Genomic DNA, 24,861 nt, shown 5'->3' on the forward strand with positions numbered 1-24,861 from the left:
GGACAAATAGCATTGACGTCGGTGACAAGGCGATATTAGCTAAGTGTCGGAGGAGCTTGCGCCGAGCCCCCGGGTTGCCGGAAGGAATCGGTGAGGGTTTGTCGGTCAGGGATTTGGTAACCAGCGATATCTGTCGGTGCCGGTCTGAGACTGAATATGAAAATGCTTATCGACCTGGCTTGGCGACACGAGTGCGACGTCCTCTGTCATCTTGCTCCGGGTCGGTCTGTGTGTGGCGGGCACGCCGTGTCCGTTTGTTTCAAAGGGAGGACTGACATGAGGAAATCACTATTGCTCGCTGCTGCCGCCGCCGTTATGGCGCTGGGTGCCGGGCCGGCCATGGCCAAGAAACAGCTCGTCATCGTCGTGAAGGGTCTCGACAATCCATTCTTCGAGGCCATCCACCAGGGTTGCGAGAAATGGAACAAGGAAAACGCCAGCTCGGAATATGAGTGCTTCTACACCGGACCGGCGTCGACCTCGGATGAGGCCGGTGAAGCCCAGATCGTCCAGGACATGCTGAGCAAGCCCGACACGGTGGCGATGGCGATTTCGCCGTCGAACGCGCCATTGATCGCGCAGACGATCAAAAGCGCCAATCCGTCGATCCCGATCATGACCCTCGACGCCGACCTCAGCAAGGAAGACGCGGCGCTGCGCAAGACCTATCTCGGCACCGACAACTACCTGATGGGTCACAAGATCGGCGAATACATCAAGAAGGCCAAGCCGAATGGCGGCAAGATCTGCACCATCGAAGGCAATCCGGCGGCCGACAACATCCTGCGCCGCGCCCAGGGCATGCGTGACGCGCTTTCGGGCAAGGACGGCCTCGCGGCGCTGGCAGGCGAAGGCGGCTGGACGGAAGTTGCCGGCTGCCCGGTGTTCACCAATGACGACGGCGCCAAGGGCGTGCAGGCGATGACCGACATCCTCGCCGCCAATCCCGATCTCGACGCCTTCGGCATCATGGGCGGCTGGCCGCTGTTCGGCGCTCCGCAGCCCTACCGCGACCTGTTCAAGCCGATGGCCGACAAGATCGCCAGCAACGCCTTCGTCATCGGCGCCGCCGACACGATCGGCGACGAGGTGGCGATTGCTCGTGACGGGCTGGTGACCGCACTGGTTGGCCAGCGGCCGTTCGAGATGGGCTACAAGGCGCCTTCGGTGATGATCGACCTGGTCGGCGGCAAGCCAGTCGCCGATCCGGTGTTCACCGGCCTCGACGAATGCACCAAGGATACCGTCGACACCTGCATCCAGAAGTAGGTCGGCAATTTCGGGGCGCCCGTCGGGCGCCCCGGTCGCACTGTCCATACAAAACGCACGAGGCGACGCTGCTTTGGAGCGTAGGCCGCTGCTTTGCCGTGCCCTGAGTTCAGGCTTTCGACAAGCAGTTGCCGGGGAATACCAATGCCGGACGCGACATCAAAAAAGCGACCCGCCAAGTTGAAGGCAGAGGCTGAGCGGCCGGCAGGCGTTCGACGTGCCGACGCCGCACACTTTCCCGGCTCGAGCGTGCATGCGTCGCTCGCCAACGAGATCGGGCTGAGGATCGTGCGCGGCGACTATCCGCCGGGAACCATCCTGCCCAACGAAGCCAAATGGTCCGAGACCTTCGACGTCAGCCGCTCGGCGGTGCGCGAGGCGATCAAGATGCTGATGGCGAAGAGCCTTTTGGCGTCACGCCCGAAGATCGGCAGCTGGGTCGAGCCGAAGGAACGCTGGAACCTGCTCGATCGCGACGTGCTGGCCTGGTATGCGACCTCGCCGGACCGTGAGGTGTTCCTCAGAACCGTGCAGGAGTTCCGCCACATCATCGAGCCGGAGGCCAGCGCTTTTGCCGCCATGCGGCGCACCGACGAGCAGATGGCCGAGATCAGCCAGGCCTGCCGCGAGATGGGCGAGGCGACCAACCTGCAGGAGCGGACGCGCGCCGACACGCGGTTTCACCTCGCCATCCTGCGCGCCTCGGGCAACGATCTGCTGGTGCCGCTCGGCGTGCTGATCGAATCGGCGCTCGACCATTTGTTCCAGTTCGTCACCCGCGAGACCAGCGATCAGCGGCGGGCGCAGGCACTGCACGAGGCGATCGAGAAGAACATCCGCCTGCAGCGGCCCGCCGCAGCCCGCGCCGCGGTGCACAGGCTTCTTGCCAACACCGACGATGTCATCGGCCGGTCGCGGCGGTGATTTATGCGCCAGGGCTGGCGTTGCTCCGAACGATTGCAAAACTCGCATTCCTTCGCGCCCCTCTCTGTCCTGCCGGACATCTCCCCCACGAGGGGGGAGATTGGATGCCACTTCGGCTTTCGCTAATCACCAACCTTAGGGCCAAGCAATGAGGGGCGGCGACCTCGGGTGAGGCAGGAATTCGGACTTTTTTACCGTCGCAGCGTATTTTGTTCTTGCTTTGTGCCGGCAGCTATGCTACTAATCTCGGTATGGTGCTAATTGGCTACAACGACCCGCCTCCCGAGGCGGGTTTTTTGTTTCTGGCTTTCTCTTCGATCGGACGTTGCGTGTTGCAATGCACCGACTTTTCGACAACACCGACGACGTCATCTGCCCGGTTGCGATGTTGATTTGTCATATAGGTTGGTGCTGCCCCTCATCCGGCTGCCGCCACCTTCTCCCCGTATAGTGACGGGGAGAAGGGGCTGTCCGCGATCTTGGCACACCTTCTTGCAATGCAGGCAGTTGGCTTGCAACGCAGGCAGTTGGCGAAATCATTGGCGAAGGCGTCCTTCTCCCCGTCACTATACGGGGAGAAGTACCCGGCAGGGTGATGAGGGGCAGCGCCGGCCTCGATTGAAGGCAGTGTACCGGGCGTATCGCACAAGCCTCAGATCGTCTGCTTTTTCCCATCTTTTGTCGGCATGAGGTCAATGCCATTGACCTTGCCGATATGCGTGGCCAGCATCGGCACATACTGGTCGGCGGGGCCGGCCGCGAAGGCGCCGGCGAAGGCGTTCTTGGTGGCGTTGCCGAGCGGGTTGGCGATGCCGGCAGCACCTGCCATCGATTCGAGATAGGTGAGATCCTTGAAGGCGTTGGCGATGGTGAATTTGTGCGCGTCGCGGTCGCCTTCCAGCGTCCAGCGCATGAAGGTCTGGTAGAAGCCGCAATCCATGCGGCCGTTGCGGATGACGCTGTCGAAGCGCGGCGGCGAGATGCCAACCTTCTGCGCCAGCGCCAGCGCCTCGGAATAGATCGCGGCGTAGCCGAGCGAGATGAAATTGTTGAGCAGCTTCATGCGATGGCCGTCGCCGGTATCGCCGATATGGACGATACGCCCGGCCCAGGTTTCGAGCACCGGCTTCAGCCGGGCAAAGACCGCATCGGGGGCGCCGACCATGGCATCGAGCGTGCCTTCCCAGGCCTCCTTCGGCGTGCGGCTGAGCGGGGCATCGACATAGTCAACGCCGAGCGCCTTGAGTTCGGCGGCCAGCGCCACCGTCGAAACGGGATCAGAGGTCGAGCAGTCTACGACAACCGATCCCTGCTTCAGGCCTTCCTTGAGGCCGCCTGGGCCGCGGATGATGGCTTCGACCTCGCGCGAGCCGGTGACGCAGATGAAGATGATATCGGATGCCGCCGCGACGTCGCGCGAGGTCGCCGCTTCCTTGGCACCGCGGCCGAGCAGGTCTTCCGCCGGCGTGCGGTTCTTGCGGCCGAGAAACGTCAGCGGATAGCCCTTGTCGACGATGTTCTTCGCTATCCCGTGCCCCATCAGGCCAAGCCCGATGAAGCCGATATTTTCGCTCGCGGCGGTAGTGTTCATGTCGTTTCGTCCTATTTTGCAATGATGGATGACGGCGCTGCAGCTTGCCGGCGAATTGTTGAAGCGGGTTTTTGCCGCATGCCGTGGCAGGCGATTGCAGAGTTCGATATTGTCTGACAATACACATGAATTCCAGGGAGAGCAAAATGACGAAGCGGATCATGTTCACCGGCGGCAGCGGCAAGGCCGGGCGCCACGTCGTGCAGTACCTGGTCGAGCAGGGCTGCCAGGTGCTCAACATCGACACCAAGCCGCTCGACAATCCCAAGGTGCGCACGCTAATCACCGACATCACCGACAGCGGGCAGGTGTTCAATGCGCTGTCGAGCTATATCGGCCTGCATGAATTCGACCCGTCGCTGCGCTCGCAGCCGGTCGATGCCGTGGTGCATTTCGCGGCGATCCCGCGCATCATGATCACGCCCGACAATGAGGTGTTCCGCATCAACGCGCTCGGCACCTATAACGTCATCGAGGCTGCCGTGAAGCTCGGCATCCGCAAGGTGGTGGTCGCTTCCAGCGAGACGACCTACGGCCTGGTCTTCGCCAACGAGCCGCGCAACCCGACGCATTTTCCGCTCGACGAGGCGTATGACGTCGATCCGATGGACAGCTACGCCCTGTCCAAGGTCGTCAACGAGAAGACGGCGCGCGCCTTTGCGCTGCGCAGCGGCTTCGACATCTATGCCTTGCGCATCGGCAACGTCATCGAGCCGCATGAATATTCGCTGTTTCCGAAATGGTTCGCCGATCCGGGTTTCCGCAAGCGCATCGCCTGGAGCTATATCGACGCGCGCGACCTCGGCCAGATCACGCTGCGCGCCATCGAGAAGGACGGGCTCGGCTATCAGGTGTTCAACGCGGCCAATGACGACACCTCGTCCGACCTGCCGACGGCCGAACTGCTGAAGCGGTTTTATCCCGATGTGCCGGTCAAGGCCGAACTTGACGAATACGAGACGCTGCTCTCCAACCGCAAGGCGCGGGACATGCTCGGCTTCCGGCCGGAGCACAGCTGGCGGAAATACGTCAAGACGGCCTGACCGGGGCAGCTGACGCGGAACCGGCACTGGGCCAGCCCGCAATTGCTCGTCATGAGGCTAGGCTCATGACCCGCTACGACCGATGCGCCCACACCCTACGTTCAGGCGTTCGCCGTCGGGTTCATCCATACGATTTCCCAGACGTAGCCATCCGGGTCTTCAATGTGGCGGTTATACATGAAGCCAAGATCCTGTGCCGGGTTGGGATCGGCGCGACCGCCCGCCGCAACCGCGCTGGTCAGTGTTGCATCGACGGCGTCGCGGTTATCGACAGTGAGGACGATCATTGCCTGGCTGTCGCGCCGTGCGTCGCCGATTGGGCGTTTGGTGAATTCGCGGTAGTGGTCATGGGTCAGCAGCATCACCCCGATCGTGTCCGAGAACATGAGCGAGGTGGATTTCTCGCCCGAAAACTGCGGGTTCACAGTGCCGCCTAGCGCCACGTAGAACGCCGTCGAGGCCGACAGGTCACGGACAGGCAGGTTCACGAAAATCATTTTGGGCATCGATTTCTCCTTCTCCAAGGCTGCGCGCTGCGCTATTGTCTTGCTGCAATGTAAGTAGATGCAATGTATCTTGATTGCAAGATACATTTTGCCGAGGGAATATTTGCCATGGATCGCGCCGAGGCCGCAGCTAAGCAATGGGCCCGCGAGCGCCGCGATCTTCCGTCGTTACCTGTTGAAACGGTAGGTCGTCTGCTCGATGCCGCCGCACGGGTCATCCGCGATCACATGAACCCGTTGCTCAAAGAAGCAGGCCTGAATGTAGGTGAGTTCGATGTGCTCACGCCGCTTAGGCGCGCCGGTGAACCCTATATGCTTTCACCTACTCAGCTCTACGAATCGGCAATGATCTCCTCGGGCGGCATGACCAGCCGCCTGGACCGGCTGGAGCGCGCTGGGCTGGTTGAACGACGCCCCGATCCCGCCGACCGGCGCGGCAAGCAAATTGCGCTGACGACCGGCGGCAAGCGCGCGATAGACGATTTGATCGGTCCAATGGTGGCGCTGGAAGAGCAATTAATCTCCGTGCTGACGTCGGCGGAGCAGGAAACTCTTAATGCTCTACTTAAGAAATTGCTCACCGGCCTCTAGGATCCGGACTCATAACTGGGCATCAGGCGGCGGCGAAGGGCAAGCTTCGACCCCGGCCATGCCTTAGGTTTTTTCCCATGATCGTGATGATCTTGTGCTAACTTCAAAGCGGTTTGCACTGGACCTGCTGAAGAATGCCGAGGATCAGCCTGGACCATCGGTTGGCGACAATTGCCGATATGCCGGCGCTGGCTGTACTGATGAATGCAGCCATCGGCGAGCTTCAGAAGCCGTTCCTCACAGAGGAGCAGATCGCTTCGAGCCGAGCAATCATGGGGCTCGATACGCAACTCGTTGATGACGGAACATATTTCATTGTGGAGCAGAATGGCATCCTGGCCGGTTGCGGCGGATGGAGTCGGCGCGCAACCCTCTACGGCGGCGACCGTTCACCCGGGCGCGATGCAGCGCTGCTTGACCCGACGAAAGAGGCTGCGCGCGTGCGTGCCATGTATACGCATCCCAGCTTCATCCGCCGAGGCGTGGGGCGTCTAATCCTCACGCTGTGCGAGGACGCCGCCCGCGGCGAGGGCTTCACAAATGTCGAGCTTATGGCAACGAGGGCCGGCGAACCGCTCTATCGGGCCTGCGGCTTTGAGGCGGTTGAAGAAGTCGTCGACAACAGAGGCGGAGCAGGCGTGCCCCTGTTGCGGATGAGGAAGGCGTTGTGAATGATCGGCGGGCTCGCATAGCCAGTATCGCGATTCGTCGTTGGTCTCCCTTTGGAGACCGTGAATCACGAAAACCGCTGCCAACGCCATCCCCCTTATGGGTCCGGAGCTAGGTCGTTTCCACGTCAGCAGTTACCTCTGCCTCTGAATCAACGAGTCCTGACCCTACTTGTCTTTCCAGAATTCGGCCTGGAGTTGCGCCGCTTCATCGGCAAGCAGCGGGCCGACGACTTCAGTCGGACGCTGCCCGGCTTCGAAGACGATCCTGCAGGGCAGGTCGAGTGTGGGGTTCTCGACATGTGCGCCCGTCAACCCTTTGAGGTCATGTTCGCTCTGCCCAAAGACGACCCGTCCGATGCCCGCCCAATAGATCGTCCCGGAGCACATCGCGCAAGGTTCGGCCGAAGTGTAGAGGGTGCAGGAAGCCAGCTTTTCGAGACTGACATTCATCCCCGCCCACGAGGCCAGCAGCCTTTCGGCATGAGCGGTGCGGTCGCCCCCGCCGGCTTTGTAAGCGTTGGGCTGCTCGCGCAACACATTGCCGTCCTTGTCGGCGAGCAGCGAACCAAAGGGATGTTCGCCAGCATCGCGGGCCCTGCGCGCGACTTCGAACGCCTGACGGAGCAGCCGCTCATCATAAGGGCGTTGTGGCATCGGCAGGTTCTCCGGCAGCGCCGCTTGATGATAGTGCCGAACAATCCGTCGACACAAGTCGACAAGCAAGGCTCAAGCCTCGTTCCGACTAGGCCGTTGAGCCAGCCAGATGCTGCCGATGACGAAAACGACGCCGGCGATCTGAGGCAAGGTCAGCGTCTGATCCAGGAATACCCATCCAAGCAGCACGGCGGTCACCGGGCTGAGGAAAAGCAGCGATGACACCACCGAAGATTCGAGTCGCGCAATGCCCCGGAACCAGAGGACATAGGTCAGCGCCGCACCGATCAGGCCGAGCCACACCAGTCCAAGCAAGTTGGCCGCGGTCGGGAACGGGATGGGTGGTTCGAAAAGCAGGACCACCGGAATGAGAAGGAGACCGCCGGCGGTCAGTTGCCATGCCGTAAAGGCGAGCAGCGATGCTGGCGGCTGCCACTTGCGGCTCAACACGCTACCGAAGGCCATTGAGGCCGCCCCGGCGAGGCCGGCGGCAACGCCGACCGCATCGAGCGTCGCGTTCGGGGTCAGCACCAGCAATGCAACACCGGCGATCCCGACAAGGGCGGCGACAATCGCCACCCGGCGGACAGGGCTCGCAAGCAGGGCAGCAGCGAGGAAAATCACAATCAACGGCTGGACCGACAGCACGGTCGCCGCGACCCCGCCCGGAAGCCGGTAGGCGGCGACAAACAACATGCTCAGGAAGATCGAGATGTTGAGGGCTCCGAGGACGAAACTGCGCAGCCACCAGATGCCCGTTGGCAGTTGCCGGACGATCGCCAGCAGCAGCAATCCGGCGGGCAGGGCACGCAGCATTGCGACCGTCATCGGCGAAAAGTTGGGCAGGAACTGCGTGGTGACGATATAGGTGCTGCCCCATATTGCCGGTGCGATGGCTGTAAGCAACAGATCGAAACGGTGCGTTTTCATAAGATTTCCAGAACTTCGGCAAGAGGGCGGCGCGGCTTTTGCGGCCAGTTTCCGGGCGCGGCGCGGCCGACCGCGATGAGCATCACCGGCACTTCATTGCGCTCGAGGCCAAACTCGCGCGCTACGCCTTCGGCATCGAAGCCTGCCATCGGACCGGAGACGAGCCCCAGCGCTTCGGCTGCAAAAATCAGCGTTGCGGCGCCAAGCGTTGCCGAACGCACGGCTTCGTCGCGGGCCGCTAGAGGATCGGCATATTGGGCGCGGGCGCCCTCCCGCCAGCCCGAAGCCATATCCGCGGGCATGAAGCCGGCTTCCACGAAAGGACGGAGCCTGGAATTGAGGGCAGCGTGGTCGGGGAGTACGCCGCAGATGATGAAGGTGACCGCTGCTTCCTGTACCTTCGCCTGGCCGTGGGCCACGCTTCGCAACCGCGCCTTTGCTTCCGGCGTCCGCACGGCGATGAATCGCCAATTCTGAAGGTTGTAGGCGCTTGGCGCGCGCGTTGCGAGGGGTGCCAGTTCCTCGACCTCGGCATCCGTCAATACATGCGAGGCATCGAACCGATTGGCCGACATGCGTCGCTCGATAAGGGAGATTGCGGGGTTGGTCATCATGTCATTCCGAATTTGAGCAAGCCGTTCGGATAGCAGATAGAGAATTTACCAATGAGCGATAATATGCGATAATTGAAAGACATTGTTTACTAGAAGAGAATGGTGAGATGGATCGCCTGACTGCGCTGCAGGTTTTCCGCCAGGTGGCGGAACTGAACAGTTTTGCCGAAGCCGGACGGCGGCTCGGTCTCTCGCCTCCCGCGATCAGCAAGAACATCGCCGAGCTGGAGGCGCATCTGGGGGTGCGGCTCATCAACCGGACGACGCGGCGCATGGCGCTGACCGAAGAAGGCAGGATCTATCTGGAGCATGTCACGCATGGGCTCGATGCGCTGGCCAGGGCCGACCAGGTGCTCGGCCCGATCAAGACGGCGCCGAGCGGCACGTTGCGGGTCAGCGCGCCGATGACTGTCACGTTGACGCGGCTTTCGGCTGCCATCCCCGCGTTTCTATCGCGCTATCCCGATTTGAAGCTCGACCTGCACCTTGATGACAGGCGCGTCGATATCGTGCGGGAGGGATTTGACCTTGCCATTCGCGGCAGCGACAATCTCGAGGATTCCAGCCTGGTCGCCCGAAAGCTTGCGGTCATGCCGCACGTGCTTTGCGCAGCTCCGTCCTATTTCGAGAAGTATGGCCGGCCCAAGACGCCTGCCGATTTGAAGGCGGCCAATTGCATCCGGTTCAGCCTCTCGGGGCATGCGGACATATGGGAGTTCCGCAAGGACGGCCGGGCCGAGCGGATCGCCATCGACGGACGATATTCGGTCTCGTCGAGCCTTGCCGTGCGCGATGCGCTGCGCGCCGGCTTCGGCGTCAGCCTGATCCCCTATCCCTATGTCGAGAGCGACCTGAAAGCAGGCCGGCTGCAATCGGCTCTGGATGACTGGGACAAGGTCGAAACCACACTCTACGCGGTCTATCCGGCACGGCAGCATCTTGCCCCGAAAATCCGCGTCTTCCTTGATTTCCTGATCGAGGAATTCAGCCGGGACAAGGAGAGGTCGTTCGTGCCTGTCCGACGGGAAGGCTCGGCAAAGCACGGTGTCGGCGAGGAAAATCAAACTGGGATACCGCCGTCGATTTCATCTCCTTGACACGCCTCCAAATCCGGACTTTGTGGAGCCATGCGGGACGCGAAGCCGAATAAGGGAAAGACAGCGGCCGAGGCGTTCGCCGAACGCACGAGCGGTATTCGCCGGGCCGATGCGGCGCGCATACCGGGGTCGAGCGTTCATGCGTCGCTGGCCAACGAAATCGGGCTGAGGATCGTGCGCGGCGATTATCCGCCGGGAACCATCCTGCCCAATGAGGCCAAATGGTCCGAGACGTTCGACGTCAGCCGCTCGGCGGTGCGCGAAGCCATAAAAATGCTGATGGCGAAGAGCTTGCTGTCGTCACGCCCGAAGATCGGCAGCTGGGTCGAGCCGAAGGAACGCTGGAACCTGCTCGATCGCGACGTGCTGGCCTGGTATGCGACCTCGCCGGACCGCGAGGTGTTCCTGAGGACGGTGCAGGAATTCCGCCACATCATCGAGCCGGAGGCCAGCGCCTTTGCCGCCATGCGACGCACCGACGAGCAGATGGCCGAGATCAGCCAGGCTTGCCGCGAGATGGGCGAGGCGACCAACCTGCAGGAGCGGACGCGCGCCGACACGCGTTTTCATCTCGCCATCCTGCGGGCCTCGGGCAACGATCTGCTGGTGCCGCTCGGCGTGCTGATCGAATCGGCATTCGATCATCTGTTTGCTTATACCACGCGGGAACTCGACGATTTGCAGCATGCGCAGAGGCTGCATGAGGCAATCGAGAAGAGCATCCGCCTGCAGCGGCCGGATGCGGCGCGCAATGCGGTGCGCAAGCTGCTGGCCAATACCGACAGCGTCATCAAGTCCAGATAGCGCCGTTCGGCTACAGGTGGAGTGCTCAGTCGAAGGGTGCGGTCGCGAGATGCCGCCGGGTCAGCCCGATCAGCAGCGCCTGGTCGCGGGCGGCGTGTTCGGGTGGGTTGACGACCGCATCGCCATTGACGATCGCCGCCCAGAAGCCACGCATCTCTTCGACGAAGGCTTCGGCGTAACCGGCACGCAAATCTTTCTTCGACAGCGTGTGACCGTCCGAGGTCGTCACCGTCAGCCGGGTCGGATGATGGTTGAGCCAGGGCGAGGGGAATTCGAGCTCGAGGCTGGCATCGTCGAAGAACAGCGTGATCCGCTCCTTGTAGTCGGCGAGCTTGGGCACGGTGAGATGCGTCATGGTCCACAGTGCCTGCCCGTCCAGCAGCCTGACGGCGCCGTGGCCGCCGTCGCCATTGGCAAAGATCTGCGCGCCGACGACCTGGCCGTCCGGCACGCCGAGCGCATCGAGCAGGCCATGGACGGCATTGACATCGTGAATCAAGGCCGAGCTGTAAGCGCCGGTAAATCCACGGAAAGCGAGATCGGTGAAAGGCACGCCAATGGCGTGTTCGACCTGGCGCTTCTGCTCGGCGGCGACAGCGGCGATCATGTCCTTCGGGATGTCGGTGCCGCGCCTGTAGGGCTGGTGGGCGATGAACGGCCAGGCGTCGGGATCGTTCACTTCCACCGAGACCGAACGCAGCGTGCTCGATGTTCCAGGCAGCGAAGCGAGCGCCAGCCGATAGCTCGGATCGAAGCGCTTCATATAGCCGACTTGCATGATTTTCCTGGCGGCATCGCGCGCGGCGACAATCTTGGCGATTTCCGCAAGGGAATAGCAGAGCGGCTTTTCGCAAAAGACATGCAGGCCAACCGCCAGCGCCGCCAGCACCTGTTCGTGATGTAGCGGGTCCGGCGAGCCGATCACCACCGCGTCGAGGCGTTGGTCGAAGAGCTGGTCGATCGTTTCGAAATTGGCAATGCCATGGGTGTCGGTGACGAACTGCCGCGAAATCCTGGAGGGATCGGCGACCCCGACCAGCTCGAACAATTCGCCGAGGCGCAGCAGATTAGGGATATGCTCGACCTGCGAGATCATGCCGGCGCCGACGACCCCGACGCGTAACCTGCTCATGCCATCATTCCCCGCGATGTCGTTTGTCAGCTCAAGGCGCCGCAGGCGGCCGGTTGCCGATCTGGGCGAGCAGGCCGGCAATCTCGGCCTCGACCGCTCTCAAATCCTCGCCGCCCGACATGATCGAGATGACCTCGTCGCGCGAAATCTCGGACTTGGCGTAGGTGCCGCGATTGCGGCCGCGGTTGAGCAGCGTGAAGGTGTCGCCGACCGGATAGGCATGGTGGATGTTGTGGCTGATGAAGATCACGGCCAAACCCCGCATGCGTGCTTCGATGATGAACTTCAGCACCATCGCCGCCTGGTGGACGCCGAGTGCGGAAGTCGGCTCGTCGAGGATCAGCACGCGCGCGCCAAAATGCACGGCGCGGGCGATCGCCACCGACTGGCGCTCGCCGCCCGACAGCGTGCCGACGGCCTGCGTCGGATCGCGCACGTCGATGCCGATATCGGCCATCGCCTGCCTGGCGATGGTGTTGGCGCGTTCTTTGTCGATGCGCGAGAAGGGCAGGCTGCTTTTGGTCGGCTCGCGGCCGAGGAAGAAGTTGCGGGTGATCGACATCAGCGAGATCATGCCGAGGTCCTGGAACACCGTTGCCACGCCGAGCTCCTGCGCGTCGCGCGGGCTGCGGAAGGTGACCGGCTTGCCGTCGACCAGGATTTCGCCCTTGCTCGGCCGATAGACGCCGGACAAAACCTTGATCAGCGTCGACTTGCCGGCGCCGTTATCGCCGAGCAGGCAGTGGACCTCGCCCGGATAGACCTTGATGTCGATGTCCTGGAGCGCACGCACCGAGCCGAAATTGACGCTGACGCCGCGCAGTTCCATTGCCGGTTCGGTCATTTGGGCCGGTTCGGTCATTTGCCACCTCCGCGGCCGAGCGCCTTCAGCCTGATGTAGTTGTTGACCAGCACGGCCATCAGGATGACGATGCCGAGGAAGACCTTGAACCAGTCGGTGTCGATGCCGGTGTAGAAGATGCCCATCTGCACCAGCCCGAAGATCAGCGCGCCGAACAGCACGCCATAGACAGTGCCGTAGCCGCCGGTGAGCAGCACGCCGCCGATGACGGCGGCGATGATCGCCTCGAATTCCTTGAGCAGGCCGCGCGTGGTGTCGGCGGAGCCCGCCTCCATCACCTGGATGGTGGCAAGCAGCGTCGCCGCGCAGGCGGTGTAGACGAACAGGCTGATCTTGACGCGATCGACCGGCACGCCGACGTTGCGGGCTGCGATCAGGTCGCCGCCGGTGGCGAAGATCCAGTTGCCGTATTTCGTCTGGGTAAGCACGTAGCCGGCCAGCGCCGTCAGGCCGAGCCACCAGACGATCGACATCGGAATGCCGGCGACGAACGGAATGCCGTCGCTGCGGGTGGCGATCCAGCCTTGCGCGCCCATCCAGCGGAACAGGCCGGTGAGCAGATGGCCGTTGAAAATGCCGGCCGTTGCCGGGTCCGGTACGCCTTCGAGTATGTAGGGGATCTGGGTGCGACCGGTGACGGCGCGGGTGATGCCGATCGACAGTCCGCGCAGGATATACAGCGTGGCGAGCGTGACGATGAAGGAGGGCAGGCGCGTCTTCACCACGATCAGGCCGTTGAGATAGCCGGTGAGGATGGCAACGGCGAAGGCACAGGCGATGCCGCCCCATAGCGGCAGGCCCCAGTACTTCACCGTCAGCCCGATGACGACACCGGCAAAGCCGACCATGGAGCCGACCGAAAGATCGAACTCGCCGGCGATGATGAGGAGTGCTGCCGCGGTGGCGACGATGCCGAGCTCCGCCGACAACGTCAGGAATGTCATTGACCCCTGCAGCGAATAGAGGTTCGCCGCGCCCGGCAGCAGCGCAAAGATGATGATCGTCGCAAGCAGCCCACCGGCGGCACCGGCTTCCGGCCGGCGCAGCCACTGGGTCAGCTTGCCGGTGCTGGCCAGCCGCTCGTCGGCGCCGGCGGCCCGCTTCGACGTCATGCCGAAGCGGTCGGTCGCCTTCAGTTCAGCTGGAGGTGCTGCGTTGTCTTCCACGACCGCCATTAGGCTCTCCAATCGCTCAATTCGCAATCTTCGAACGGATCGGGAGAGCGCTTGGCGCATTCTCCCGTTCCGTCGGAGCGCTTGCCTAGCGGATGCCCTCTTTGGCGAGCGCCAGGATCGCCTTGGCTTTTTCCGGCGAGTCGATGAACAGCGGGCCGGTATAGGCGTTGTTCTGCGGCCAGAAGCCATGCGTCGCCTGCTCGACCAGATAGATCACCGGCAGATAGCCCATCAGATATTGCTGGGCGTCCATGCCGAAGCCCATTTCGCCGGCGACGACAGAGTCCAGAACCTCCGGGCTGATGTCGAACGTGTAGAGCTTGAGCTTGCCGAACAGTTCCTTGTCGCGGAACATCGGGATCAGCGGATTGGCGGCGGTGGCGCCGAGCGCGAAGACGGCCTGGGTGTCGGGATGCGCCGACAGATAGGCTTCGGTACGGCGCTGGACGTCGGCCGGATCCGGCGCCACGGCCAGAACCTCGGTGCCGCCGCCGGAGGGCTTCAGCCCGTCATTGAGGCCCTGGCAGCGCTGGTCGAGGCTGACATTGCCGACCTCGTGGTTGATACAGACGACCTTGAGCGTGCCTTCCTTGGCCAGCCGCTCGCCGGCCTTCTTGCCGGAATCATATTCGGAAACGGTGCCGACATAGAGCGTCGTGCCGAGCTCGGCGCCTTCCTTTTCGCCGGAATCCAGAACCACCATGGGAATATTGGCGGCAAGCCCGGATTTGACCGATTTGCCGAGCGCATTGGCGTCGGCGATGGAGACGGCGATGCCGTCCGGCTTGGTGGCGATGGCGGCGTCGAGAAGCCGGGCCTGCTCGACCACGTCGAAGACCTGCGGCGCGTAATATTCGACCTTGGCGCCGGTAAGGGCGGCCGCGTCATCGACGCCGCGCTTGACCACCGACCAATAGGGATCGGACGCCGACCCATGCACCACGAAGGTGATGCGGACGTCCTTCGGATCCTTGAGCCCCGCGGCATGCGCAATGCCTGTCATCAGGCCCGCCGAGACGAAGGCGCCCAATGCCACTTTCAGAAGAGTTTTCATCTTATTCTCCCATTTGTCGTTGCAGTTCCAATCCCTCTGGCGCCGTTTTCCGGCCGCGACGATCGGCTCACGTTGCGGATCGGGTGGCCGCTTTGCGGGCCTTTGCCGACGCCAATCGCTGTTCGTCCGCGTTGTTGCCGCGGGCTGTTGTTGATAATCGCCCGGCCGAGAGTGCTGCGCGAAGCTCCTCGCGCAACGGCTTCATGCCGATGACGTCGATCGGCTGTGCGGCGAGCCAGTCGCGAAAGCCCTGGTCGCGGAACAGCTCGTACTCTTCGGTGCGGATATAGGCGGAGCGCGGCTCGATCAGCTCGAGTTCACCGGGCGCGTTGCAATGCAGGCAAAAGAAGGTCAGGCCCTCGCGCACACCGTCGATGAGCGCCTTGTAAGCGGGCTCGATCGGCCTGGAGCGCGGCCGGCCCCAGGTCGTCTGGATGGCGGCGTCGAAAATGGCAAAGCCGCCGGCGCGGGCCAGCGCCACGCCGCGCTGGAACGCCTCCTCGGTGACGCCGACCAGATTGTCGTTGGGGGAATAGGCGGACAGGGTCTTGGTCAGCAGCACGGGCAGCTGATATTCGAGCCCGAGCTTGATGTAGATAGCGCAGAATTCCGGCGACAATGCCGCGCCCATATGCGCGTCGAGATGGGTGACGTCGATGCCGGCGCGATAGGCGGTGTCGATCTGGGCGCGAAGCTCGGCCTCGACCGCCTGCGGCACCGCCTTGCGGCGCGTGGTCGCCACATCCGGCCAGAAGAAGCCGAACTCGTCGGTCAGGCCGGCCGCCCGCGACGGCGCGGTCAAGGGCCGCCATTTGTAGTGCTGCTTCTCGCTGTTCAGCGTCAGGTGGACGCCAAGGTCGAGGCCAGGATTGGCGGCGGCGCTTTCGGCCATTTCGAGGAACCACGGGCACGGCACCATCACCGCGCCGGAACTGCAGACACCCAGCCCGCTCAATTCGAGGAAGGCGCTGTTGGCGCCGTGGCACATGCCGACATCGTCCTCGTGGAGCACGATCCGTTTGCTGGAGCCGGCGGCGTTCACGACCGGCCGCCTTCCCGCCGGCGCGCCGGTTTCGAGGGTCTTCCAAAGTGTGTCCCGTATTTCATGGAACCAACCGTTTGCCCAACTGGCCGGAATGGAACGCCGAAACCTGCCTTTCCGACAGGGCCACTTTGGCGAATTCGGATGGGTACGATTTGCCTGCCGGCTGAGACACTTAGCTGCCGATTTCGCCAGTCACGGTTCAAAACCAGTCATAGGAACCGTCTTCCGGGCGCAGATGGCTTGGTCGAATAGCGGCGGAGTGGTTCTTTCAAACTGTGCCGACAAGCCTACAGCTGTCCACACCATCAAGCGACCACATTATCAAGTGACCCACACTGTCAAGTGACTGGAGGCCTGTCATGTACACCGCCGGCGAAGAGGAAATCGAAGCCATTGCCAGGGTGATCCGCTCGGGCGCGCTGTTTCGTTACGGCAAGGACAGCGAATGCGACCGCTTCGAGGCCCGCTATGCGCAGCATCTTGGCGTCGAGCATTTCGCGCTGGCCGCCAGCGGCACCTATGGGCTCGCCGCCGGCCTGATCGGCCTCGGCATCGGCCCGGGGGACGAAGTGCTGGTGCCGGCGCACACCTATATGGCGACAGCGACCGCGGTGCTGTCGGTCGGGGCCATTCCAGTCATCGTCGACATCGACGAGAGCCTGACCATCGATCCCATCGCCCTGCGCGATGCCATCGGGCCGCGCACCAGGGCGGTCATCCCGGTGCATATGTGGGGCGCTGCCTGCAACATGAATGCAATCATGGACATTGCTGCCAAGCGCGGCTTGCTGGTGCTGGAGGATGTCTGCCAAGGCATCGGCGGCGGCTATGAGGGCCGCAAGCTCGGCTCGATCGGCCATGCCGGCGCTTATTCCTTCAACTACTTCAAGAACATGACCTCGGGCGAGGGCGGCGGCATCGCCACCAGCGATCCGAAAGTGGCGGAGCGGGCGCGCTGCGCCATCGACCCTTGCCATTTCTACTGGCAGGGCAGAAGCGACAGCATCAAACCCTTCGCCGGCATCGGCGCGCGTGCTTCCGAACTGATGGGGGCGATGCTCAACGTCCAACTCGACCGGCTGGACGGCATCATCGAGGCGATGCGGGCCGAGAAGAAGACGGTGCTGGCCGGTACCCGCCACCTTGGCAATCTCGGGCTGACACCGTCGCCGATGAACAGCCCGGACGACGATTGCGCAGCGCAGCTTATGTACCTGCTGCCGAGCGAGCAGGCGGCGCAGACTTTTTCGAAAACCATTCCCAGTGTCGTTGCCGGCAAGACCGGCCGTCACAATTTCACCCAGTGGGACCAGGTGCTGATGCATGAAGGCGCGCATCATCCGGCGCTCAATCCTTACGCACTGCCCGAGAACCAGGGCCTGCGGCTGGATTATTCCGACGACCTCGGCAAGCGCTCTCTCGACATCCTCAACCGCACCGTGATGGTCGCCATGAACCCGGCGCACAGCGATACCGACATTCAGGACATGATCCACAACATCGACGCGGCGGCGCGGGTGGCGCTGGAGAATGCTTCGCTCGATGATATCGAATTGCGCAAGGCGGCACCGGTTGATCTGCAGAAGTTCGACAGTGTGAACTAGACCAGATCCGGCGCGGTTTGCTACCCTGCGGCCGAGTTCCTTGTCCGGCGGCCGGGCGAGGATTCCGGCCGGCATTACCGGTCGTCAAAAATCCGCAGGCCCGTGTCGGATAGGCCGGGCTCCGCTCGTCCTAGGGGCATCGATCACCAACAGGGAGGATTAACGATATGCCCGGCACCGTACGGCTGCACCGCGTTCTGACAACCAGCCCGGAGAAAGTCTACCGCGCGTTCCTCGAAGCGGATGCACTTGCGAAATGGCTTCCGCCAAACGGCTTCACCTGCACGGTTCATCACTTCGAGGCGAAAGTCGGCGGTACGTTCAAAATGTCCTTCCGCAACTTCACCACCGGCGACAGCCACTCGTTCGGCGGCGAATATGTCGAGCTCGTGCCCAATGAGCAACTGCGTTACACCGACCGGTTCGACGACCCCAACCTGGCCGGCGAGATCGAGGTGACCGTGACATTGAAGAAAGTGTCGGTCGGCACCGAAGTGAATATCACGCAGGCAGGTATTCCAGACGCCATCCCGGTTGAGGCCTGCTATCTCGGCTGGCAGGAGTCGCTGCGAAATCTGGCGAAGCTCGTTGAACCCGAGATCAACCAGTAAGATAAAGCGCTGCCCTGGCGGGTTGGCGTCGCTAACCGGAAACCCAGGGATGACGCCGTTCTTCCCACCCAACATGCGCCGGGGCCGGAAAGGCGGGATCGGCGAAGCAGCCAACGGCGACGGCGATCCATTCAGGCTTTCGCTCGGGCTCCCAGAAGACGCTTGAGCCGCAGCCCGGGCAGAAATGGAAAGTGACGTGGTGGCCGCTCCGAGCTGACCGCCGGTACGTTCTGGCGTCGCCTTCGGCTTCTACCTTGTCGCGCGCAAAGAAGGCGGCGACGCCGTATGTACTGCCGGTCCGTTTCTGGCAGTCGAGGCAGTGGCACTGTGCGACCAGTTGCGGCTCTCCGTTACAGGAGATACTCAGTTGCCCACAGGCACAGGATGCGGTTCTCATGGCAATCCTCATGGTTCAGATCAATGCGTTGCCCGCCAATACCGGCGGTGGGCATGCTTCTGGTTTTTCGGGGAGGTTCGGCCTTGGGAAGCGCGCTTTGCGCGAACGCCGAAAAACAAGGACCGACGTCCCATATTCCTAATCACTGCGGACGACCGATTCAACCCCGCGGTGAACGAGATGGACAGCCGGCTCTAGCTTCTGTCCAATCTTAGGAACGCGGCGCGCAACGCCAGAACGGCGCGCAAGATCTGGCGTTCGTCCATCGCCGCATAGCCGAGCAGCAGCCCGTGCTCGGGTTCAGTGGAATGATAGTTGATCGAGATGCCCTGGACGTCGAGCCCCTCCTTGACGGCTGCGGCGACCACGTCGCTGTCCTTATAGGGCCTGACGAAGCTCGCCAGCAGCTGCATGCCGGAATCGTTTTCCGTGACCGTCAGCCATTCGGCCAGATGCTCCTGGCACAGCTTGACGAAGTTCGCCTGCCGGCGCGCGTAGAGCCGGCGCATGCGTTTGAGGTGTGTGGCAAAATAGCCCTGGGTGATGAAGTCGTTGACCGTTGCCTGCAGGATCAGCGGCGCGAACTGACCGGTGATGCTCACCGCCCGGTCGAAGGGCACCGACAATTCGCGCGGCACGATCAGATAACCGATGCGCAGCGCCGGGATCAGCGTCTTGCCGAAGCTGCCGATATAGACGACGCGGTCGGCATGATCGAGCCCGCGCAGCGCCGGCACCGGCCGGCCGCGGAACCGGTATTCGCCATCATAGTCATCCTCGACGATCCAGGCGCCGTTGCGTTCGGCGATGTCGAGCAGCTGCAACCGCTCCTCGATGCGCATGATGGTGCCGAACGGCCATTGGCAGGATGGCGTCACATAGATCAGCCGCGGCGGCGGCAGCTCCGGATCGGCAAGATGCCAGCCGCGCCGGTCGACCTTCAACGGTGCCAGCCTGGCGCCGCTGGCGAGAAAGGCGCTCTTGGCGCCGAGATAGCCGGGCTCCTCCATCCAGACATGGTCGCCTTCGTCCATCAGCACGCGCGAGACGAGATCGAGTGCTGCTTGCGCACCGGTGACGATGATCACCTGGTCGGCGGTGCAGCTAATGCCGCGCGACAGGCCGATGGTCGAGGCAATGGCCTGACGCAGGCCGGGGTGGCCGGCAAAGGAGAGATAACCAAGCAGGCTCTCGTCGCGGCTGCGTGCATTGCGCACCAGAAGGCTTGACCAGATGGTGAACGGAAACGATGCCGTTTCAGGCACGCCCGGATGGAAATTGATGACGCCGGCATTACGCGGCGGTTGCGGGCCGTTGACGATGGTCTGACCGCGCCGCGACAGCTTTTGCGGCGCTGCCAGTCCGGCGCGCAGGGATGCCAAGGGGCGGTTCTGCTGGATCGGCGCCACCCAGGTGCCCGATCCGGCACGCGCCTCGATAAAACCTTCGGCAAGGAGCTGGTCATAGGCGGCGATGACCGTGTTGCGCCCGACCTTCAGATCTTCGGCCAGCGAGCGCGTCGACGGCAGCAGCGTGTTCTGCGGGATCTGGCCGTCAAGGATGAAGCGTCGCAAGGCGCCGTAGATCTGACGATGCATCGGTTCTTCCGAAGCACGGTCGACCGACATGATGTCGAGGGAAAGGCGCATGTGGTCGGCCACGGCACTATCCCCCGACGGACCGGGCGGCGCGGGCGATCTTTTCCTCGTTGAGCCGGCAGACAGTGTCGAGCACCAGTCGCCTGGTTTCGGGGCGGATCTCGCGGCTGTTCTTCAGCGCGCGATGCACGGTGGCGGCGCCAAGTTCCGCCTTCTCGGCAATCTCCCGGATGGTGCAAAGCCGTTCCATGCCAAGCGCAGCTTCGAAAGCCATGTCGCTCCTCCTCGGTTGCATCAAGGCACGGCTTCCGGCCGGCCTCAAGCTTGAAAGTCGGGGTTTTAATCCAGAGCCGGGATTCTGCGATCCGCGCCGCGCAGGGAGCAAGGCGGCGCGGATCGCCGGGCGCTTTCGCGTCGCTAACCCCATCGAGGCGCGCGCCCATTATGTTCCTCCGGCTCGCAATGCGGGCCGGTCAGCCTGCCTTCCGAGTCGCCACTTCGAAGCCGGCCTCGCGGGCGGTGGCGAGCAGCGAGAAATAGCCTTTGCTGGCATAGGTCAGCGGATGCGCCTTGGCCGGATCCTGCTCGGCTTCGACAACGAGCCAGCCTTCATAGCCGCGCGCAGCGAGGGGTTTCAGCAATGACAGGAAATCGACCGAGCCGTCGCCGGGCACGGTAAAAATGCCGTCCATTACCGCCGCCATGAAGCTCATGTCCTCGCGGCGTGCCCGTTCCAGCACCGCCCTGCGAACGTCCTTGCAATGGAAATGCACGATACGGTCGAGATGCCGTTGCAGCAGCGATTGCGGGTCGCCGCCCGAAAACAGGCAGTGGCCGGTATCGAACAAAAGGCCGACGCTTCGGCCCGTCGCCGCCATCAGCCTGTCGACTTCATCGTCCGTCTCGACGATGGTGCCCATGTGGTGGTGGAAGGCCATGCCGACCCCGAATGCAGCCATGCGGTCGGCGAGGGCGGTCAGTTTCTTGCCATAGGACGGCCAGTCCCTGTCGGCGAGGCGCGGACGCTCGGAGATCGGTGCGAAAATGCCGTCATGGCGACCGCGCGAGGTGTCGGCGTAGACGACGATCCTGGCGCCAAGGTCGCGCAACAGCTGAAGATGCGGGGTGATCGCCGCGAATTCCTCGCCGACCGTGCGGTCGAGAATGCGGCCATCATACCAGCCGGAGACGAGTTCCAGGCCATAGGAAGACAGGAGCGGCCCAAGCACTTCAGCCTGGCGCGGAAATTTGCCGCCGAGTTCGGTGCCGCGGTAGCCGGCCAGCGCCGTTTCCGACAGGCAGGTCTCCAAGGACGTATCCCCGCCAAGCGCCGGAACGTCGTCATTGCTCCAGGTGATGGGATTGATGCCGATCTTGACCGTCATGACGCCAGGCTTTTGCGGGCTTGGGAAGACAAGCCGAGCCTGCAAACTGGCGACAAAGAGGCCCTGTCACTAGGTCCAGTTCAGCCGAATTTGGCAGAACCAATTAATGGTGACCGATTCTAGTCTTCCTTTGGGCGGCCAAAAAGGACGCGCAGTTCATCTTTGGCGTCCTCCAGCACTTTCTTCTGCGCCGCCGGCAGGTTCTTGCCGGCGCGGTTGATGTAGAAATTCAGCATCGACATGGCGGATTGAAACGGCCCTGCCTTGCGTCGGTCGCTGTGCTCGGCCGATCGCTTCAAAGAGGCGGCGATCTTCTTGGGATCGTGGGATTCGAAGATGTGTTCCTCGAGGTCCAGCGCGTCGCTGTGCTCGGTGACGTCGGCGGACCATTTCCGTTGCGCGGTCATGGCAAACTCCTTCCACTAGGTCGTTGCCGGGAAAACGCCTTATGGCGCACCCCTGTTCCACTTCGGCCCGGATCCCTGGAGCCACGGATTTGCCTGTCGTGGCGCTGCTCGGCGATGCGAATGCGCCGATAGTGGTCAGAACCGCCGATTCAAGAACTGCGGACAGGAAACGCTCTTGACCCCAATCGTCTCAAGCCAGGCAGAAAGTTCCGGCATCGACAGTGCCTATGCCTGGATACGGCTGGGCATCTCGATGCTGCTGGCAACGATCGGCGGGGTCGGCATGTGGGCGGTGGTCGTGGTGCTGCCTGCCGTGCAGGCAGAATTCGGCGTCGATCGCGCCGCTGCCTCGATGCCCTACACCGCGACCATGGTCGGCTTTGCCGCCGGCAATGTGCTGTTCGGCCGCGCCATCGACCGCATGGGGTATTGGATCCCGGCGCTGATTGCCGCGATTACACTTGGCGCCGGCTTCCTGCTGGCGTCGCTGACCAGTTCGATCCTGCAGTTCACCCTCGTCCAGGGCCTGTTGATCGGCGTTGGCTCGTCGGCGATCTTCGGGCCGCTGATCGCCGACATCTCGCACTGGTTCAACCGGCGCCGCGGCGTCGCGGTGACGGCTGCCGCATCCGGCAACTATCTCGCCGGAGCGATCTGGCCGACGGCGATGCCCTATGTCATGCAGACCGAAGGCTGGCGCTTCACCTATGCCGCGATCGGCGTCGTCTGCCTGGTCACCATGGTGCCCTTGATCCTGCTGCTCCGGCGCGGCGCACCGCCCCAGGCGGCTCCGGGATCGCCGGGCAGCCGCGTGGTCCAGCCGATCTCGCTGTCGCCGGCGGCCTTGCAGGCGCTGCTCATCGTCGCCGGGCTCGGCTGCTGCGTGGCGATGTCGATGCCGCAAGTCCATATCGTCGCCTATTGCATGGATCTCGGCTACGGCGTGGCGCATGGCGCCGATATGCTGTCGATCATGCTGGCGGCGGGCGTCGTCAGCCGGCTTGGCTCGGGTTTCCTTGCCGATCGCATCGGCGGCGTGAAAACCCTGCTGATCGGCTCGGTGCTGCAATGCCTGTCGCTGTTGTTCTATATCCCGTTCGACGGGCTTGCCTCGCTTTATGTCGTCTCGCTGGTCTTCGGCCTGTCGCAAGGCGGCATCGTGCCCTGTTATGCGATCATCGTGCGCGAATATATGCCAGCCAAGGAGGCTGGCCAGCGCGTCGGCATCGTCATGATGGCGACCATCTTCGGCATGGCGATCGGCGGCTGGATGTCGGGCTGGATCTTCGATCTGACCGGCTCCTATGCCGCCGCGTTCCTCAACGGCATTGCCTGGAACCTGCTGAATATTTTGGCCATGGTGCTGCTGCTGTGGAAGGCCCGGCGCAGCGCTGCTGTGGCGGCCTGAAGCACAGCGGTACGGATACAGTCTCTCCGGCCGTCGCTTGACAACAGCCGAAGGCTGCGCGACGCCAGACAAGGTGTGGCAACGGGCCAGGTTGGCAAGGCAGCAGTGGCAAAGACCCTGAACATCGTCTCACGGTCGCGTCTGGGCGGTTGCCGGGCTTCGGGACCAGTACGGTGATCAAGCCGCGCTCGCGCCGCGGCGGCGGCCGCCCGACCATCGCCGATGTCGCCCGCAAGGCCGGCGTCGGCGCCATTACCGTATCGCGCGCCCTGCGTGAGCCGGGGCGTGTCTCGGAAGATCTGCGCCGCCAGATCGAGTCGGCCGTGAACGAGCTCGGCTATGTGCCCGACCCGAATGCGCGGGCGCTGGCTTCGGCGCGCGCCGAGGTCTTTGGCGTTCTGGTGCCGTCGCTTACCAACAACGTCTTTGCCGAAGTGGTGCGCGGCATCTACGACAGCCTGTCGGACGGCCCTTTCCGGATCCAGCTTGGCAACACCCACTATTCCGGCCTCGAGGAAGAGCGGCTGCTGCAGGTGTTTGGCCCGCAACGCCCGGCGGCGCTGATCGTGGCCGGCATCGACCAGACGCCGGCCTCGCGAAAACTGCTGGAAACGGCGGGCTGTCCGGTGGTGCAGGTGATGGAGACCGGGCCCGATCCGGTCGACATGATGGTTGGTTTCTCGCATTTCGAGGGCGGCAAGGCGGCTGCGGAACATCTGATCGAGGCAGGCTATCGCCGGATAGGCTTCATCGGCGCGCGCATGGATCCGCGTTCGCAGCGGCGGCTTGCTGGCTATCGCGCGGCGATGGAGGCGGCCGGCCTGTTCGATCCGAGGCTCACCACCACGACGCCGGTGCCCTCCAGCGTCACCCTCGGCCGCGAATTGTTCCGCGACGCGCTGGCCAAGGTGCCGAGCCTCGATGGGGTGTTCTGCAACAATGACGATATCGCCCTCGGGGTGCTGTTCGAATGCCATCGCGCTTCGATCGCCGTGCCGAAGACGATCGGCATCGTTGGCTTCAACGATCTCGACATGATGGAGGTGGCCTTTCCGTCGGTCACCAGCGTTCGGACCTACCGCTACGAGATCGGCCGGCGGGCGGTCGCCATGGCGCTTGCGGCGATCGAAGGCAACAGGCCAGAGCAGCGGGTCGTCGACCTTGGCTTCGAACTCAAGCGACGTGAGAGCACGGCGCGCTGAAGCGAGCTTCGACGCAATGGCGCTTTACACTACGTCATGGTAGCGCTACCAGTTATCGCCGGGCGATACTTCGCCCCGACGATGGGAGGCTGTTTATTATACATAAGCGACAGCTCATGCTTGTTTATTATGTATAATATGATAGTTTTTGTGGGACTAGCCGGGCAGCAAAGGAGGGGATCGGGTCGGCATTCGGCCACCTGAACGCGCGACGGGTACGGCGGGAGGTGCCGGGCCGGAAACGCGCAAATTCATCGGCGTAACAACAAACAAAACTGCAACTGGGA

Annotated in this window: 26 protein-coding genes; 11 read left to right on the forward strand and 15 right to left on the reverse strand. The window is 63.0% G+C overall.

All coding sequences use genetic code 11. The features are described 5' to 3' along the window. The first annotated feature begins 276 nt into the window (after nucleotides 1-276). Together NKI16_RS00810 and NKI16_RS00815 are read left to right on the forward strand one after the other, a co-directional pair. Nucleotides 277-1,269 carry a sugar-binding protein gene (locus NKI16_RS00810; RefSeq protein ID WP_352623390.1) on the forward strand — a complete coding sequence of 331 codons (993 nt, stop codon included), beginning with the start codon at nucleotides 277-279 and terminating at the stop codon, nucleotides 1,267-1,269. A 144-nt stretch (nucleotides 1,270-1,413) separates the two neighbouring features. Then, complete coding sequence (locus NKI16_RS00815) at nucleotides 1,414-2,193, forward strand: FadR/GntR family transcriptional regulator (RefSeq protein WP_352531788.1); 780 nt, start codon at nucleotides 1,414-1,416, stop codon at nucleotides 2,191-2,193. Nucleotides 2,194-2,845: 652 nt separating this feature from the next. Here NKI16_RS00815 and NKI16_RS00820 read toward each other — a convergent pair. Then, complete coding sequence (locus tag NKI16_RS00820) at nucleotides 2,846-3,784, reverse strand: NAD(P)-dependent oxidoreductase (RefSeq protein ID WP_352623388.1); 939 nt, start codon at nucleotides 3,782-3,784, stop codon at nucleotides 2,846-2,848. Nucleotides 3,785-3,930: 146 nt separating this feature from the next. Here NKI16_RS00820 and NKI16_RS00825 point away from each other — a divergent pair, with 146 nt between their 5' ends. Continuing rightward, nucleotides 3,931-4,827, forward strand: coding sequence for an NAD-dependent epimerase/dehydratase family protein (locus tag NKI16_RS00825; protein ID WP_352623387.1), 897 nt, complete (start codon nucleotides 3,931-3,933; stop codon nucleotides 4,825-4,827). 101 nt (nucleotides 4,828-4,928) lie between these two features. Here the strand turns inward: NKI16_RS00825 and NKI16_RS00830 are convergent, their stop codons facing one another. Continuing rightward, a complete protein-coding gene (locus tag NKI16_RS00830) occupies nucleotides 4,929-5,333 on the reverse strand; it encodes a VOC family protein (RefSeq protein ID WP_352456261.1) in 405 nt (134 codons plus the stop codon). Nucleotides 5,334-5,441: 108 nt separating this feature from the next. On the opposite strand from NKI16_RS00830, the gene NKI16_RS00835 reads away from it, so the two are divergent. Both NKI16_RS00835 and NKI16_RS00840 read left to right on the forward strand, forming a co-directional pair. Then, nucleotides 5,442-5,924, forward strand: coding sequence for a MarR family winged helix-turn-helix transcriptional regulator (locus NKI16_RS00835; protein WP_352623386.1), 483 nt, complete (start codon nucleotides 5,442-5,444; stop codon nucleotides 5,922-5,924). Between the two features lie 161 nt (nucleotides 5,925-6,085). After that, on the forward strand, nucleotides 6,086-6,595 hold the full coding sequence (locus tag NKI16_RS00840) for a GNAT family N-acetyltransferase (protein ID WP_352643388.1): 510 nt from the start codon (nucleotides 6,086-6,088) through the stop codon (nucleotides 6,593-6,595). A 165-nt stretch (nucleotides 6,596-6,760) separates the two neighbouring features. Here the strand turns inward: NKI16_RS00840 and NKI16_RS00845 are convergent, their stop codons facing one another. The 3 genes from NKI16_RS00845 to NKI16_RS00855 all read right to left on the reverse strand — a co-directional run bounded on the left by NKI16_RS00845 (nucleotide 6,761) and on the right by NKI16_RS00855 (nucleotide 8,790). Then, nucleotides 6,761-7,249, reverse strand: coding sequence for a nucleoside deaminase (locus NKI16_RS00845; protein WP_352623384.1), 489 nt, complete (start codon nucleotides 7,247-7,249; stop codon nucleotides 6,761-6,763). A 72-nt stretch (nucleotides 7,250-7,321) separates the two neighbouring features. Beyond that, entirely contained in the window at nucleotides 7,322-8,179 is an 858-nt protein-coding gene (locus NKI16_RS00850) for an EamA family transporter (RefSeq protein ID WP_352623383.1), read from the reverse strand. Further along, entirely contained in the window at nucleotides 8,176-8,790 is a 615-nt protein-coding gene (locus NKI16_RS00855; RefSeq protein WP_352922201.1) for a nitroreductase family protein, read from the reverse strand. The genes NKI16_RS00850 and NKI16_RS00855 overlap by 4 nt, the downstream gene beginning before the upstream one ends. Nucleotides 8,791-8,900: 110 nt before the next feature. Here NKI16_RS00855 and NKI16_RS00860 point away from each other — a divergent pair, with 110 nt between their 5' ends. Both NKI16_RS00860 and NKI16_RS00865 read left to right on the forward strand, forming a co-directional pair. Then, entirely contained in the window at nucleotides 8,901-9,890 is a 990-nt protein-coding gene (locus NKI16_RS00860) for a LysR family transcriptional regulator (RefSeq protein WP_352623381.1), read from the forward strand. 30 nt (nucleotides 9,891-9,920) lie between these two features. Continuing rightward, nucleotides 9,921-10,694: a FadR/GntR family transcriptional regulator gene (locus NKI16_RS00865; RefSeq protein WP_352623380.1), complete on the forward strand. Its 774-nt coding sequence runs from the start codon at nucleotides 9,921-9,923 to the stop codon at nucleotides 10,692-10,694. 25 nt (nucleotides 10,695-10,719) lie between these two features. Here the strand turns inward: NKI16_RS00865 and NKI16_RS00870 are convergent, their stop codons facing one another. The 5 genes from NKI16_RS00870 to NKI16_RS00890 form a co-directional block, all read right to left on the reverse strand. Beyond that, nucleotides 10,720-11,826 (reverse strand): Gfo/Idh/MocA family protein, encoded by a 1,107-nt coding sequence (locus tag NKI16_RS00870; protein WP_352623379.1) that lies wholly within the window; start codon nucleotides 11,824-11,826, stop codon nucleotides 10,720-10,722. Nucleotides 11,827-11,857: 31 nt separating this feature from the next. Continuing rightward, on the reverse strand, nucleotides 11,858-12,670 hold the full coding sequence (locus tag NKI16_RS00875; RefSeq protein WP_352621440.1) for an ATP-binding cassette domain-containing protein: 813 nt from the start codon (nucleotides 12,668-12,670) through the stop codon (nucleotides 11,858-11,860). 14 nt (nucleotides 12,671-12,684) lie between these two features. Further along, nucleotides 12,685-13,800, reverse strand: coding sequence for an ABC transporter permease (locus tag NKI16_RS00880; protein WP_352465372.1), 1,116 nt, complete (start codon nucleotides 13,798-13,800; stop codon nucleotides 12,685-12,687). A 148-nt stretch (nucleotides 13,801-13,948) separates the two neighbouring features. After that, complete coding sequence (locus NKI16_RS00885; protein ID WP_352453270.1) at nucleotides 13,949-14,917, reverse strand: rhizopine catabolism ABC transporter substrate-binding protein; 969 nt, start codon at nucleotides 14,915-14,917, stop codon at nucleotides 13,949-13,951. 67 nt (nucleotides 14,918-14,984) lie between these two features. Then, the gene (locus NKI16_RS00890) at nucleotides 14,985-15,959 is read right to left on the reverse strand and encodes a polysaccharide deacetylase family protein (protein ID WP_352623378.1); all 975 of its coding nucleotides are present in this window, start codon (nucleotides 15,957-15,959) and stop codon (nucleotides 14,985-14,987) included. 362 nt (nucleotides 15,960-16,321) lie between these two features. On the opposite strand from NKI16_RS00890, the gene NKI16_RS00895 reads away from it, so the two are divergent. Both NKI16_RS00895 and NKI16_RS00900 read left to right on the forward strand, forming a co-directional pair. Next, nucleotides 16,322-17,566, forward strand: coding sequence for a DegT/DnrJ/EryC1/StrS family aminotransferase (locus tag NKI16_RS00895; protein WP_352623377.1), 1,245 nt, complete (start codon nucleotides 16,322-16,324; stop codon nucleotides 17,564-17,566). Nucleotides 17,567-17,733: 167 nt separating this feature from the next. Continuing rightward, on the forward strand, nucleotides 17,734-18,177 hold the full coding sequence (locus NKI16_RS00900; RefSeq protein WP_023675820.1) for an SRPBCC family protein: 444 nt from the start codon (nucleotides 17,734-17,736) through the stop codon (nucleotides 18,175-18,177). 31 nt (nucleotides 18,178-18,208) lie between these two features. Here NKI16_RS00900 and NKI16_RS00905 read toward each other — a convergent pair whose 3' ends face one another. The 5 genes from NKI16_RS00905 to NKI16_RS00925 all read right to left on the reverse strand — a co-directional run bounded on the left by NKI16_RS00905 (nucleotide 18,209) and on the right by NKI16_RS00925 (nucleotide 21,964). Then, nucleotides 18,209-18,586, reverse strand: a complete 378-nt coding sequence (locus tag NKI16_RS00905) for a GFA family protein (protein WP_352783940.1) — start codon at nucleotides 18,584-18,586, stop codon at nucleotides 18,209-18,211. Between the two features lie 182 nt (nucleotides 18,587-18,768). Continuing rightward, nucleotides 18,769-20,235 carry a rhizopine catabolism transcriptional regulator MocR gene (gene mocR / locus NKI16_RS00910; protein ID WP_245274662.1) on the reverse strand — a complete coding sequence of 489 codons (1,467 nt, stop codon included), beginning with the start codon at nucleotides 20,233-20,235 and terminating at the stop codon, nucleotides 18,769-18,771. A gap of 4 nt (nucleotides 20,236-20,239) precedes the next feature. Continuing rightward, nucleotides 20,240-20,446: a LacI family DNA-binding transcriptional regulator gene (locus tag NKI16_RS00915; protein ID WP_023675823.1), complete on the reverse strand. Its 207-nt coding sequence runs from the start codon at nucleotides 20,444-20,446 to the stop codon at nucleotides 20,240-20,242. Between the two features lie 199 nt (nucleotides 20,447-20,645). Next, nucleotides 20,646-21,557, reverse strand: a complete 912-nt coding sequence (gene iolE / locus NKI16_RS00920; protein ID WP_352783942.1) for a myo-inosose-2 dehydratase — start codon at nucleotides 21,555-21,557, stop codon at nucleotides 20,646-20,648. A gap of 119 nt (nucleotides 21,558-21,676) precedes the next feature. Further along, nucleotides 21,677-21,964, reverse strand: a complete 288-nt coding sequence (locus NKI16_RS00925; RefSeq protein ID WP_352453278.1) for a DUF3175 domain-containing protein — start codon at nucleotides 21,962-21,964, stop codon at nucleotides 21,677-21,679. Nucleotides 21,965-22,139: 175 nt separating this feature from the next. Between NKI16_RS00925 and NKI16_RS00930 the strand changes: the two genes are divergently transcribed. Both NKI16_RS00930 and gntR read left to right on the forward strand, forming a co-directional pair. After that, nucleotides 22,140-23,372 (forward strand): MFS transporter, encoded by a 1,233-nt coding sequence (locus NKI16_RS00930; RefSeq protein ID WP_352922204.1) that lies wholly within the window; start codon nucleotides 22,140-22,142, stop codon nucleotides 23,370-23,372. Nucleotides 23,373-23,545: 173 nt separating this feature from the next. Continuing rightward, nucleotides 23,546-24,574, forward strand: coding sequence for an HTH-type transcriptional regulator GntR (gene gntR, locus NKI16_RS00935; RefSeq protein ID WP_352571764.1), 1,029 nt, complete (start codon nucleotides 23,546-23,548; stop codon nucleotides 24,572-24,574). The last annotated feature ends 287 nt before the right edge of the window (nucleotides 24,575-24,861 follow it).

The sequence above is a fragment of the Mesorhizobium sp. M0698 genome, assembly GCF_040320455.1.
Taxonomy (GTDB): Bacteria; Pseudomonadota; Alphaproteobacteria; order Rhizobiales; family Rhizobiaceae; genus Mesorhizobium.

Excerpts from the sequence above, each read along its gene's own strand:
- NKI16_RS00810 (WP_352623390.1), top strand. The coding sequence starts at position 277 with ATGAGGAAATCACTATTGCTCGCTGCTGCCGCCGCCGTTATGGCGCTG.
- NKI16_RS00815 (WP_352531788.1), top strand. The coding sequence starts at position 1,414 with ATGCCGGACGCGACATCAAAAAAGCGACCCGCCAAGTTGAAGGCAGAG.
- NKI16_RS00820 (WP_352623388.1), bottom strand. The coding sequence starts at position 3,784 with ATGAACACTACCGCCGCGAGCGAAAATATCGGCTTCATCGGGCTTGGC.
- NKI16_RS00825 (WP_352623387.1), top strand. The coding sequence starts at position 3,931 with ATGACGAAGCGGATCATGTTCACCGGCGGCAGCGGCAAGGCCGGGCGC.
- NKI16_RS00830 (WP_352456261.1), bottom strand. The coding sequence starts at position 5,333 with ATGCCCAAAATGATTTTCGTGAACCTGCCTGTCCGTGACCTGTCGGCC.
- NKI16_RS00835 (WP_352623386.1), top strand. The coding sequence starts at position 5,442 with ATGGATCGCGCCGAGGCCGCAGCTAAGCAATGGGCCCGCGAGCGCCGC.
- NKI16_RS00845 (WP_352623384.1), bottom strand. The coding sequence starts at position 7,249 with ATGCCACAACGCCCTTATGATGAGCGGCTGCTCCGTCAGGCGTTCGAA.
- NKI16_RS00850 (WP_352623383.1), bottom strand. The coding sequence starts at position 8,179 with ATGAAAACGCACCGTTTCGATCTGTTGCTTACAGCCATCGCACCGGCA.
- NKI16_RS00855 (WP_352922201.1), bottom strand. The coding sequence starts at position 8,790 with ATGACCAACCCCGCAATCTCCCTTATCGAGCGACGCATGTCGGCCAAT.
- NKI16_RS00860 (WP_352623381.1), top strand. The coding sequence starts at position 8,901 with ATGGATCGCCTGACTGCGCTGCAGGTTTTCCGCCAGGTGGCGGAACTG.
- NKI16_RS00865 (WP_352623380.1), top strand. The coding sequence starts at position 9,921 with ATGCGGGACGCGAAGCCGAATAAGGGAAAGACAGCGGCCGAGGCGTTC.
- NKI16_RS00870 (WP_352623379.1), bottom strand. The coding sequence starts at position 11,826 with ATGAGCAGGTTACGCGTCGGGGTCGTCGGCGCCGGCATGATCTCGCAG.
- NKI16_RS00875 (WP_352621440.1), bottom strand. The coding sequence starts at position 12,670 with ATGACCGAACCGGCAATGGAACTGCGCGGCGTCAGCGTCAATTTCGGC.
- NKI16_RS00880 (WP_352465372.1), bottom strand. The coding sequence starts at position 13,800 with ATGACGTCGAAGCGGGCCGCCGGCGCCGACGAGCGGCTGGCCAGCACC.
- NKI16_RS00885 (WP_352453270.1), bottom strand. The coding sequence starts at position 14,917 with ATGAAAACTCTTCTGAAAGTGGCATTGGGCGCCTTCGTCTCGGCGGGC.
- NKI16_RS00895 (WP_352623377.1), top strand. The coding sequence starts at position 16,322 with ATGTACACCGCCGGCGAAGAGGAAATCGAAGCCATTGCCAGGGTGATC.
- NKI16_RS00900 (WP_023675820.1), top strand. The coding sequence starts at position 17,734 with ATGCCCGGCACCGTACGGCTGCACCGCGTTCTGACAACCAGCCCGGAG.
- NKI16_RS00905 (WP_352783940.1), bottom strand. The coding sequence starts at position 18,586 with ATGAGGATTGCCATGAGAACCGCATCCTGTGCCTGTGGGCAACTGAGT.
- NKI16_RS00915 (WP_023675823.1), bottom strand. The coding sequence starts at position 20,446 with ATGGCTTTCGAAGCTGCGCTTGGCATGGAACGGCTTTGCACCATCCGG.
- iolE (WP_352783942.1), bottom strand. The coding sequence starts at position 21,557 with ATGACGGTCAAGATCGGCATCAATCCCATCACCTGGAGCAATGACGAC.
- NKI16_RS00925 (WP_352453278.1), bottom strand. The coding sequence starts at position 21,964 with ATGACCGCGCAACGGAAATGGTCCGCCGACGTCACCGAGCACAGCGAC.